Annotated in this window: 10 protein-coding genes, 2 tRNA genes and 1 pseudogene; all 13 read right to left on the bottom strand. The window is 60.2% G+C overall.

The window, feature by feature from the left end:
* Nucleotides 1–44 precede the first annotated feature (44 nt).
* Entirely contained in the window at nt 45–863 is an 819-nt protein-coding gene (locus tag CVS29_RS10760) for an SGNH/GDSL hydrolase family protein (protein ID WP_110106328.1), read from the bottom strand.
* A 173-nt stretch (nt 864–1,036) separates the two neighbouring features.
* Nucleotides 1,037–1,695: pseudogene (locus CVS29_RS10755) on the bottom strand (glycosyltransferase); the annotation flags it as partial.
* 420 nt (nt 1,696–2,115) lie between these two features.
* The gene (locus CVS29_RS10750; RefSeq protein ID WP_110106327.1) at nt 2,116–2,742 is read right to left on the bottom strand and encodes a DsbA family protein; all 627 of its coding nucleotides are present in this window, start codon (nt 2,740–2,742) and stop codon (nt 2,116–2,118) included.
* A 118-nt stretch (nt 2,743–2,860) separates the two neighbouring features.
* Complete coding sequence (gene clpX / locus CVS29_RS10745) at nt 2,861–4,147, bottom strand: ATP-dependent Clp protease ATP-binding subunit ClpX (protein WP_110106326.1); 1,287 nt, start codon at nt 4,145–4,147, stop codon at nt 2,861–2,863.
* 184 nt (nt 4,148–4,331) lie between these two features.
* Nucleotides 4,332–5,006 (bottom strand): ATP-dependent Clp protease proteolytic subunit, encoded by a 675-nt coding sequence (locus tag CVS29_RS10740; RefSeq protein WP_110106325.1) that lies wholly within the window; start codon nt 5,004–5,006, stop codon nt 4,332–4,334.
* Nucleotides 5,007–5,041: 35 nt separating this feature from the next.
* Nucleotides 5,042–5,662 carry an ATP-dependent Clp protease proteolytic subunit gene (locus tag CVS29_RS10735; RefSeq protein ID WP_110106324.1) on the bottom strand — a complete coding sequence of 207 codons (621 nt, stop codon included), beginning with the start codon at nt 5,660–5,662 and terminating at the stop codon, nt 5,042–5,044.
* Between the two features lie 277 nt (nt 5,663–5,939).
* A complete protein-coding gene (gene tig / locus CVS29_RS10730; RefSeq protein ID WP_110106323.1) occupies nt 5,940–7,310 on the bottom strand; it encodes a trigger factor in 1,371 nt (456 codons plus the stop codon).
* Nucleotides 7,311–7,399: 89 nt separating this feature from the next.
* A tRNA-Pro gene (locus CVS29_RS10725) sits at nt 7,400–7,472 on the bottom strand.
* A gap of 317 nt (nt 7,473–7,789) precedes the next feature.
* A tRNA-Gly gene (locus CVS29_RS10720) sits at nt 7,790–7,863 on the bottom strand.
* A 117-nt stretch (nt 7,864–7,980) separates the two neighbouring features.
* Nucleotides 7,981–8,931, bottom strand: a complete 951-nt coding sequence (locus CVS29_RS10715) for an Fpg/Nei family DNA glycosylase (RefSeq protein WP_110106322.1) — start codon at nt 8,929–8,931, stop codon at nt 7,981–7,983.
* A complete protein-coding gene (locus CVS29_RS10710) occupies nt 8,932–9,405 on the bottom strand; it encodes a ribose-5-phosphate isomerase (RefSeq protein WP_110106321.1) in 474 nt (157 codons plus the stop codon). It abuts the gene before it with no gap.
* A 96-nt stretch (nt 9,406–9,501) separates the two neighbouring features.
* Nucleotides 9,502–10,497: a hypothetical protein gene (locus tag CVS29_RS10705; RefSeq protein ID WP_110106320.1), complete on the bottom strand. Its 996-nt coding sequence runs from the start codon at nt 10,495–10,497 to the stop codon at nt 9,502–9,504.
* A 4-nt stretch (nt 10,498–10,501) separates the two neighbouring features.
* Entirely contained in the window at nt 10,502–11,530 is a 1,029-nt protein-coding gene (locus CVS29_RS10700; protein WP_146213039.1) for a DUF1648 domain-containing protein, read from the bottom strand.
* Nucleotides 11,531–11,607: the final 77 nt, after the last annotated feature.

The following is an 11,607-nucleotide window of genomic DNA, read 5'->3' as shown; positions in this document are numbered from 1 at the left end:
TTCTGTATCACCCGGCAGGGCTCAGCGGGGCTATGCTGCAGGGCTCAGCGGGTAGCTTGCAGGCTCGCCCGGACAAGCTTGCGCAGACCCTTCTTGGGTGGCACCCGGACCGGCTCTGGCCAGCGTGGACCCAACGAATCGCCGAGGGTTGTGCGCCGCATTTTCCGGCCGATCAGCGGCACCACCCACTCCATGTACCACCGGTAATGCCCATAACCGCGCTGTTTCCAGGTAGTTGGAGGGTGGCTTTTGTCCTTGAGGCTGATGCCATGGGGTACCTCCAGCAGGTCCAGGACCCGTCCAGCCAGGTATTTGTGCCCGCGCTTGGACATGTGCAGCCGGTCCGAGCACCACATGGCGGGGTTCTCGTAAGCCGTCCAAGACGCGTAGTCCACCACCGTGGCACCATACTTCGCAGCGATGGTTCTGATGCCGTCGTTGTACGCATGGTTCTTGCTGCGCAGTGGAGCCAGCGGTGGCGAAACCTCCACATCGTATCCGGTGAACAACAGCGGGGCTGCCCCTGACTGGGCCAGCCGGGCCACGAGTGATTCGTACTCCTGCAGGATCCGGGCCATCGACGTGCCCACGTCCATGACGTCGTTGCCGCCTGCATACAAGGTGACCAGTGTGGGTTTTGGATCCATGGCTGCTTCGAGTTGCTCGGCCGCCACGTGACGCAGCCTTTTACTGCGTACCGCGAGGTTGGCATATTCCCAGCCCGGAGCGTCCCGGGCGAGCCCTTCCGCAACCCAGTCGGCCCAGCCCTTGACTCCATTTGGCCAGTGCTTCTTATCATCACCCACCCCTTCCGTGAAGGAGTCCCCCAGTGCGAGGTAACGGTCGGTTCCCCCAACAATCATTGACCGTTACGTACCGCTCTGGGGCCGCGCCCGTACCGGCGTCCCCTTGCCCACTCCGGTGTAGTCCCAGCAGGACCAGCTCGGCCCCCTGTCGGGCCACCTCACACGGAACCGTCCAACAGTTGCGTTGCCGTCTCTGCCAGCCTGTCCCTCGCATCGAGATTGACCTCCTCGGCCAGGGCCTGGACCTGCTTCTCGAGGGCCAAGCGCCCCACGTAGCCAATGATCTTCTGCCCCGGAGCCGCATGCTTCCTGCGAAAGGCGGCGCTACGCTTTGTGGGGTGGAAACGTTCGGTATCCACCCCGCGGCGCCACAGTTCCACGCGGGGAATGCCGTGCCCGCGCAGCTTCTCGAGGGAGTCAGTGGACGGCGCTAGGGTCAGGGTGGCGGTGGTGTGGATGTTTTCCAGACGCCGCCAGGCCCAGTTCTCCAGAAAAGACAAGCCGTAGCGTGCGGCGTAACCCGGCACGTCCGTCTGGTAGACGGCCACCGTGGGAATCCCCAGCGCCTCCGCGGCCCGCACAGCCCGCCAACCTAGCACGAAGGTGAGGCCAGGTGCACCACATCTGGCTGGAATTCGGTGAGCAGCGTTTTCACCCGCAAAACCCCGCCGGCGGCAATCCGGATGTTCGGATATCGCGCCAAGGCAATGGCGGGCAGCCGCCTGACTCTTGCCCCTTCGACCACGCGCGGCTCCTTGCCGGCAGCGGACGGGGCAATCACCAGCACCTCGTCGCCTCGCGCATCCAGGTGTTGCAGGATCTTTAGCAGTGAATGGGTGACCCCGTTCATCTCGGGCAGAAACGATTCAGCAATGATTGCAAGTTTCACGGTTTAACCATGGCGTGCCCAGGTTGGCGCTGCGGGCTGCGGAGCAAACGAACCGGTGAAGAGTGGGTGAACGTTTTTGGACAAAGGGGAAGCCCCATCGGCCAGAGTGCCGTCGGTGGGGCTTCGACTTTCATGCCGTCATGTGATGCTAACGGTCTAGCGCTTGCCATGGAGTTCAGGACAATTCACCGCATCACCGGTGTCAAGGAACCTATTCGAGCGTCCCGCCGAGGCGGTGCTCATTGATCAAGATGGTTCAGTCAATGAATTTATGGTTCGTACTAGCCCTTTCCTTGGCGGATCGGGTATTAAAAAGTATGCGCTTCTGCTGGGGCAAAAACAACGGCCGGGTGGAAAAAGTTAGACTTTTTCAACCCGGCCGGAAGTATCACGCTCTACATGAGCGCCGTATCAAGGGTGTTAGTCGAATTGGGGGTATTCCGTGCGGCTGCGCTTGATCTCAAAGAAGTACGGGAAGCTAGCCAGTGTCACGGTGGCGTCCCAGAGCTTGCCCGCCTCTTCACCGCGCGGGATACGGGTGACGACGGGGCCAAAGAAGGCGGTGCCGTTGAATGCCACGATGGGCGTTCCCACGTCCTCGCCCACCTTGTTGATGCCTTCAGCGTGGCTTGCCCGCAACGCCACGTCATGGGCGTCTGTGGTGGCTGCCGCTGCCAGTTCGGCCGGCAGACCCACCTCGGCCAGGGACTTGGCGATGACGTCGCCTAAGTCCTTATTGCCGTTGTTGTGGATCTCTGTTCCCATGGCGTCGTAGAGCGGCTTGATGACGTCTTGTCCATGAGCTGCGACGGCGGCCATGATGACGCGAACGGGTCCCCACGCCTTCTTCACGTGCTCCTGGTACTCAGCAGGTAAGTCAGTGTTGTTCTCATTCAGAACGCCCAAGCTCATGACGTGCCAGTCCACCTTGATGTTACGTACCTGCTCCACTTCAGCGATCCAGCGCGATGTGGCCCATGCAAAGGGACAGGTGGGGTCAAACCAAAAATCGGCCTTTTCAGTGGCGCCGACATTACTCTCAGACACGTCAAATCTCCTTAGTAGTGCGGGGTGCAAAGCAGCTAAAACCACTTCACCATTTGGTGCAACGGCGGCAGCTACCCAACTATTCCGTCAGCATGCACACAGATGCGAAAGGGGTGGCCTAAGCCGATTTGTTCCTGCGCTTAGCAACCACTTCGTGGGGAATCAACGTGGGTTCAGACTTCTTGGCCACCACATCGGCAGTAATCACCACTGTGGCAATGTCTTCGCGGCTGGGCAAATCGAACATGACAGGCTGTAGAACTTCTTCCAAAATGGCACGCAATCCGCGGGCGCCAGTGCCCCGGGCCAAGGCCAGATCAGCAATGGCGCTCATGGCGTCTTCATCGAATTCAAGATCGACCCCGTCCAGGGTGAACATTTTTTGGTACTGCTTGACTAACGCATTTTTGGGTTCCGTGAGGATCTGAATCAGGGCCGTGCGGTCCAGCTGAGTAACAGTGGTAATAACGGGCAGGCGGCCAATGAATTCAGGGATCAGACCAAACTTCAGTAAGTCCTCAGGCATAACATCCGCGTAGCTTGCCTCGGACTGCTTCAGGGCACTGAGCGGAGCGCCAAAGCCGATGCCCTTCTTGCCCGCGCGGGAACCAATAATTTCTTCCAGCCCAGCAAACGCCCCGGCCACAATAAATAGAACATTGGTGGTGTCGATCTGAATGAACTCTTGATGCGGATGCTTGCGCCCGCCCTGCGGCGGTACTGACGCTACGGTCCCTTCAAGAATCTTCAGCAGCGCTTGCTGCACACCCTCCCCGGACACGTCACGGGTAATAGAGGGGTTCTCAGATTTACGCGAGATTTTATCAATCTCGTCAATGTAGATAATGCCCTGCTCTGCCTTCTTAATATCAAAGTCGGCTGCCTGTATGAGCTTGAGCAAGATGTTTTCTACATCCTCGCCCACGTACCCGGCCTCAGTGAGAGCTGTTGCGTCTGCAACGGCAAAGGGGACATTGAGACGGCGGGCCAAAGTCTGCGCCAAATACGTCTTACCGCAACCGGTGGGACCCACCAGCAGGATATTTGACTTGGCAATCTCCACCTCATCGTGAACACCGCCGGAGATGGTGTTGGATTTAACCGCATGGCCGGACTGAATACGTTTGTAGTGGTTGTACACGGCTACGGCCAAAGAGCGCTTTGCCGCTTCCTGACCAATCACATATTCCTGCAGAAAATCAAAGATCTCGCGGGGCTTGGGGAGCTCAAAGGCGTCAAGATCTGCCACCTCAGCGAGTTCTTCATCAATGATCTCGTTGCACAATTCAATGCACTCGTCACAGATGTAGACGCCGGGTCCGGCAATAAGCTTGCGAACTTGTTTTTGACTCTTTCCGCAGAAAGAACACTTCAGCAGATCTGTGCTTTCGCCCATCCTGGCCATTGATGTGTCCTTCCGCGAATAACCCGCCGACGGCGCAGTTACTTCTACTACTTCTTCATTCCACAGCTGGTGCCGAGAACGTCCTACCAATTACATTCCACTCTAAGCCACGGCACTGACATTGGCTGGTATGCCAACGCCGGAACAAGGGATTTCCTCCCTTGTTCCGGCTATCGCAGGTACTTTAGCGAGTGATGGCCGCCGGCTTCATCTTGCGCGGTGCCAGTACCTCATCGATCAAACCGTACTCCTTGGCCTGGGCGGCCGTGAGGATGTTGTCACGCTCAATGTCATTGCTGACCTGCTCAGGCGTGCGGCCGGAAAGGTCAGCCAGCGTGTTTTCCAGCCATTCACGCATACGCATGACCTCGTTAGCCTGGATTTCCAGGTCGGAGGCCTGTCCACCCTGACCGCCGGAGAGTGCCGGCTGGTGGATCAGCACGCGTGCGTTCGGCAGTGCCAAACGCTTACCGGGTGCACCGGCGGCGAGCAGCACGGCGGCTGCGGAGGCGGCCTGGCCCAGGCATACGGTCTGAATCTCGGGGCGAATGAACTGCATGGTGTCATAGATGGCCGTCATGGCCGTGAATGATCCACCGGGAGAGTTGATGTACAAGGTGATGTCGCGGTCCGTGTCATCAGCTTCCAGCACCAGCAGCTGGGCCATGACATCGTCGGCTGATGCGTCATCAACCTGGACGCCCAAAAAGATGATGCGGTCTTCAAAGAGCTTGGTGTACGGGTCCTGGCGCTTGAAGCCGTAGGGTGTGCGCTCCTCGAACTGAGGGAGCACGTAGCGGCTGGTGGGTAGGTTGCCGGCAGTGTTGCCAAATGCTGTGCTGCCAAAGTTGTAAGTCATGTCTTGTTGCTCCTGAAATCTTGTGCTTTGGCGAATTACTTGGCGTTGGTTCCGCCGCCACCGGCAACGGAGCCGGCGTGGCGGGCAATCTTATCGAAGAAGCCGTATTCCAAGCCCTGCTCTGCGGTGAACCACTTATCGCGGTCATTGTCCACGAGGATCTTCTCGATGCTCTGGCCAGTCTGCTCTGCCGTCAGTTCAGCCATGACCTTCTTCATGTGCAGGATCAGCTCAGCCTGAATCTTGATGTCCGACGCCGTTCCTCCAATGCCGCCTGATGGCTGGTGCATGAGGATGCGTGCGTTGGGAGTTGCGTAGCGCTTGCCCTTGGTGCCCGAGGAGAGCAGGAACTGGCCCATGGAGGCTGCCAGCCCTGTGGCGACCGTGACAACGTCATTCGGGATGTACTGCATGGTGTCATAGATCGCCATGCCGGCTGTCACTGAGCCGCCGGGTGAGTTGATGTACAAGAAGATGTCCTTGTCAGGGTCCTCGGCCGAGAGCAGCAACAGCTGCGAGCAGATGACATTCGCGTTGTCGTCGCGAACTTCCGAGCCCAACCAGATGATGCGTTCCTTCAGCAGGCGGTTGAAAATGTACTGATCTTGACCGTTTGAGTCCGCGCTGGCCATCGTGGGGGTGGTTTGCTGTGCCATGGTGGGTTTACCTCTCCTTCGTGTGGCCTGCCGAGCGTGCCCGGCGGAACCATCACTAATGTTCACTACTTGGACAGTAGCCCTTTTTCACAAGCCTTTGGGGCCCGTGGCGGTGCTGTTCGCTGTCGGCGCACGATCCCCGTTCGCCCTACGCGTAGGGGAATGAAAGCGCTCCCACGGGCGTTGCTTCGTGGGCATAAAAAAGCCGTTGCCGGCTCTCCTGGGAGAACCGGCAACGGCGTTCAATCTTTGTTGCCCCGTCATGGGGCAAGCAGCATTAGATGCGGACTTCGCCCGGATCGGAAACCGCTGAGGCCTCGATGACCTCGTCCTCGCCAGCAATGTCTTCTTCTTCAGAAGCAACTGAGACGAAGTCGGTCAGATCCACTACGGCACCTTCGGAATCCGTCACGGTGGCTTTGCCCAAGACAACGGCAAGAGCCTTGCGGCGGCGTACTTCGCCAACAATCATGTTGACCTGGCCGGAGGAATCGAGCATCTGTGCGAACTGGTTCGGGTCCATGCCGTACTGGCTGGCCGAGGAGACGATGTAATCGATCAGTTCAGCCTGGCTGACGCCGATCTCTTCCTTCTCAGCGATGGCATCGAGGATGATCTCGTTACGGAAGGCCTTCTCGGTGTTTTCCTTGACCTCGGCGCGGTGCTCTTCGGTGTCATGCTCTTCGGGGCCGTGAGCGTTCTCGGCCTTGAAGTGCTGCTCGAGCTGATCGGCAACCACCGAATCCGGGACAGGCACCTCAACGAGCTCTACGAGCTTCTCAAGAACCTTGTCGCGGGCCTCAACACCCTGCTCTACGGTCTTGGACTCGGCGGCCTGCTGGGCCAGGTCTTCCTTGAGTTCGTCAATGGTGTCGAACTCAGAAGCCAGCTGAGCGAAGTCATCGTTTGCCTCGGGCAGTTCGCGTTCCTTCACTGAGGTCACCTTGAGCGTGACCTGAGCTTCTTCACCAGCGTGCTCGCCGCCGGCAAGCTTGGTGTTGAAGATGGCTTCCTCGCCAGCGGACAGGCCGGTTGCGGCCTCGTCCAGACCGTCAAGCATGTTGCCTGCGCCAATCTGGTAGGAGAGATCCGATGCGGCGTCAACCTCGACGTCGTCGATCTTGGCAGCGATGTTGATGGTCAGGAAGTCACCGTCAACGGCCGGGCGGTCAACAGCAACCAGGGTGCCGAAGCGGGCGCGCAGCTCATCCAGAGCCTTGACGTTATCTTCTTCGGAAGCCTCAACAGCGGCAACCTCAACCTCGATGCCTTCGTAGCTGGGCAGCTCAATCTCGGGGCGGATATCCAGCTCAACGTGGAACTTGACAACGCCGTCGGTTGCGGTGGGGTCAGGAACCTCGGTGATTTCTACCTCGGGACGGCTCAACGGGATGAGCTTGTTCTCGACCACAGCATCCTGGTACCAGCCATTGAGGCCGGAGTTGATGGCGGTTTCCAGAACGTAGCCACGGCCAACGCGCTGATCGATCAGCTTGTTGGGGACCTTGCCCTTACGGAAGCCAGGTACCTGTACCTGTGTGGCAATCGTCTTGTAGGCCTCGGTGATGCTGGGCTTCAATTCCTCAAAGGAAACCTCAACGTCAAGCTTTACACGAGTGGGTGTGAGGTTTTCGACAGCGCTCTTCACAGCGTGGTACTCCTGATGGTCTGTTGATGGATATTTAGGCCCAGCACATGGGCAGTCACTGACCAACCGTGAACCGAATAATGCTGAAGTCGGGGCGACAGGACTCGAACCTGCGGTCTCCTGCTCCCAAAGCAGGCGCGCTAGCCACTACGCTACGCCCCGTAGTTGCCCGGAACAGTCTACGGGCAAAAGTACCCAGATGCACAATCGGGGGTTTACGGGGTGCTTTTCACGGCCCGTGGCGCGTAGCGAATCGCTCGTAAGTAGCGGCTTTTGAGGCACGACGCCGGGCACTCACCCGCCGCTGTTGCCTTACGTTCTCCGGCCGCTGGCCCAGTCGCAGCCGGCGCCAGAGCGTCCAGGAGGTAGTTGTTATGTTTGGAGGCCTGTCCACAGGCCTCCAAACATAACAACTACCTCCTCGGAGCAGCCGGGAACGCAAAAGTCCCCGGCCAGATGGCCAGGGACTCGTTACTGCATGGAGGGGGCGACGGGAATCGAACCCGCGTCATCAGTTTGGAAAACTGAGGCTCTACCATTAAGCTACGCCCCCGTATTTCGGGGCTGTTGTGGGCTTTCGCCGGAACAACTCCGTAACACTATCAACCACTTTGCCAGTCTCGCAAATCGGCGCTCGAAGGAACTCAAAAGTGCGTTGATTCTCCGGCATTTAGGCCTTTCCGCTCTGGCAGTGCGGGCACCAATAGAGCTTTCGGCCACCGAGCTCAGCCATGGCGATCACGGTCCCGCAATGCCGGCAGGGCTGACCAACACGTTTGTACACATAATGCGCGTCTTGCACCGGGACATCCTTATTGGGGCGGCTTCCGAGCAGAGCAGCATCGAGCCCGCGGCCCACAGCTGCGCCCAGCCCTGAAGGCCGGTCCCCCAATTCAGTGGTGATGATGCGCCCGTCACGGACGCCGTCGGCCATAATCTTGGCAATGTCCTCCCAGAGCGCCCGGGCCTCTTCCACTTGCAGACTCTTGCCTGGCCGCATCGGGTCCAAGCCCAGACGGAACAGCACCTCCGCGCGGTACACATTTCCGACCCCGGCCAGCACCTCTTGCTTCATCAGTTGCAGGGCGATGGAGGTGATGCTTTTGCGGATCCGCCGGCCAAATTCTCCACCGTCCCCGGGCAGGTTGTTCAGCGGATCCGGGCCCAGCTTTCGCCGCACCACAGCGGCCTCGGAAGGCGTGAGAACCTCGCAGGCGGTTGGCCCGCGAAGATCGGCCCAGCCGTGGGCGGAGACCAGCCGAACCCGCACGGCACCCTTGGGCTCCGGCGGTCCACCGTGGCCCCACCCGCCGGAGTCCCCAGCGACTTCCTGTTCTCCGATCCGCCGGGGCGCACCAATACTGGAGGCTCCCGTAAAGGTGGAGTCTCCGCCAAAGTCCCAGGCACCGTAGAGCCCAAGATGGACCCGCAGGATCAGCTCATGCGAGAAAGTGAGGAACATTTGTTTGCCGTGGGCCTCTGCCCGCTCCAGCGCCTGCCCGTCAATCAGCCGCGCGCCAGCCGCAAACTTGCCCTGCGGGCTGGATACGGCCAGCACTGAGCCAGCAAACACGTCGTTGAACTGCCGCGCCAGGCGGTGCACCGAATGTCCCTCAGGCATTTACTCGACAACGTCTCCGGTGGTCTCGTACGTGGCGATCTTGCCGATGCGGCGCACGTGGCGTTCGGCATCGCTGAAGGGCTCGGCTAGGAAGGCCTCAATGATTTCGGTGGCCTCCTCAACGCTGTGCTGGCGTCCGCCCACAGCCACAACATTGGCGTTGTTGTGCTCGCGGGCCAGCTGGGCGGTGGAGAGGTTCCAGGCCAGTGCTGCACGGACGCCCTTGACTTTGTTTGCCGCGATCTGCTCGCCATTGCCGGAGCCTCCCAGCACAATGCCCAGCGCGTCTACGCCTGCTGCCTGGTCGGCCACCACGGCGAGGGCTGCGTTGATGCAGAAGGAGGGGTAGTCGTCCTCGGCGTCGTATGACTGCGGGCCGTGGTCAACCATCTCGTAGCCCTTGGCTGCCAGAGCGGTGATGAGGTGGGCGCTGAGCTCCATGCCGGCGTGGTCGGTTGCGATGTGAACGCGCATGAGGATTCCTTCGTTTTGGGATTGAGTACCGCCACAAGCCTACCTATGGCCGGGGCATGCTTTGGCCGCTGCCACTTGCTACCCGCCCGGCCCTGCTCAGCGCTGTGTTGGCGGTTTTCCGGCCCGGCGGTTGAGGATTTCGGAGAGTTCATCGGCCGTGTCAAGGTTGGGGGCACTGACGGCAACCTTTGCGCCGTCGTTCATTCGAAGGACCACGGCGGCACCCGAGTAGCTCAAAAAGGTTGCGTTTCCGCTGTGTTTGCGCAGGCCCCAACCCCCGTAGTCTTTGGCAACAATGTCTAAAGAAACTGCTGCGGCAATCTCTTCGCAAGGTGCCACCAGAGCGGGGATGAAACCCAGAATCTTGACGGTCAGCCCCTGGCGGTCCACGTGAACGGTGGCACACAGCATGGCCACGAGCAGCAGGGCCGCCGCCAGCAGTCCCAGCAGTATCCACGGGGAAATCAGTGCCAGCAAAGAGCCGGGGAGCACCGCCAACAACAGGATCATCATGGTCACGGATCCGCGCGGATGGAGGAAGTAGGCCAGCTGATCGTGCGCCGCCGCAGGATCCTGGGCACTGTCAAGGATCCCCGCCAAGGCGGCATCATCGGCTCGGGTCCACTGCTCATCGGGTTTGAACGTCAAGGCCAGGACCACGCCCATGGCGGCTGCCAATCCGGAACCCATGAGCATCACGTAGCCATCCACTCGCACCGCAGGCAGCGGGCCTTGACTGGATTGGCCCAATAGTGCCGCGGCAAACAAGGTGCAACTGGCCAGTTGAAGGGCCATGGCTGTGCCTAAGAGAACTCGGCGGCCGGTGCCTGGCAAGGTGGTGCGGGCTCCCCACCCGCCAATTCCGGCGCCCAGCACCAGTATTGTCCCCACTCCCACGCTCAGGAATACAGGCAGAGAAACCGCGCCCCCGCCCCACGGCAGTTCCACTCCGTCAGGAAGATCGCCACCCACCAACAGCCCGCCAATCACCAGCCCTATAGCCAGTAATCCGGGAAAGATCAGGGCGAACCGCAGCGCCCGGGCGTCAAGGTGCCGGGCGCTGGGTACGTCATGGCTGCCGTCAAAGGTCATGATGCTAGTTTTTCACTTTCGTGTTGCGGACGTAAGCGTTAATGAGCGCGGCCGCCTCGGCAGCCTTGAGCGTGCTGGGCATGGAGATGAGAAACCTCTGGTGGAAGCCCGCCTCAATGACCACGGCGGGCCCGTTGGCCATGATGAAGCCCACAGCTCCGCCGCTCATCCGGTATCCCCAGCCACCGTAGTCCATGGCTTTGATGTCCTCCACTGTGGCGTTGTGGATTTCTTCCCATTTCAACGGCATGATCTTGAAGAATCCGGAGGCCAGGACCTTCACGCCCTCGGCGCTGATCACCGCGATGCCGCGGGTGAACACCCAAATCAGGCCTCCCACCACAACGCCGAGCAGGGCCAAGGCAGGGAAAATGAAATAGGTGCTCACTGCCACAACACCGCCAACGCCTGCGCTCAACAGCCACGCCCAGGGGCCCATGGAGACCTTGATGGCCATGGTTTCGCCTCTGGCCACACGGTCCTTCGCCGCCGCAACAAGGCTTGAGTCCCCTGAGGAGGCCTCGTTGTTGGCAACCAGCACCTCGGGGCTGGGGCTCCTGTCCATCTCACCGGGCTTGTACAGCCACATCACCAAGGCACCTCCTGCAGCTGCCAGCGCCAAGCCCGCGCCCATAACGGGATTCGAAATTTCAGCCTGCGAAGATTCCGAGAGCCCTATCTGGCCTGCCACCACGGCAACCATCAGTGCCCCCACACCCATCCCCAACCCCACAGCCACACCGGCACCAATCCGGGCAAGCAAGGCGTTCTGTCCGCGAGCGAGCACGGCAAGGGCTGCAATGATGCCACCCACTCCAAGCATGGTCAGGACCGTGGTGAGCGCCACGCCCCACAACGAGGACCATCCATCCACCTCGTTCTTGGAGTTCCAATGGATGGCCAGTTCCTGCGGCAGCCGTGCGGAAATGGTAAACATCCAGACCGCGGCCAGGATCCCCAGGAGCAGCATCCCACCGAGCAGTCCAATCAACCACCGCTTGTTGTACTGGCGTTCCGCCGCTGCACCGCGCACTTGCTCCCCCACTAAAAACCCCGCTGCTCGTCCTTTTCAACCATTCTCCTCCAACCCTGCCCCACGCCACACCCCCG

Source organism: Arthrobacter psychrochitiniphilus (assembly GCF_003185915.1).
GTDB lineage: Bacteria > Actinomycetota > Actinomycetes > Actinomycetales > Micrococcaceae > Specibacter > Specibacter psychrochitiniphilus.
This window is presented reverse-complemented; position numbering and strand designations above follow the sequence as displayed.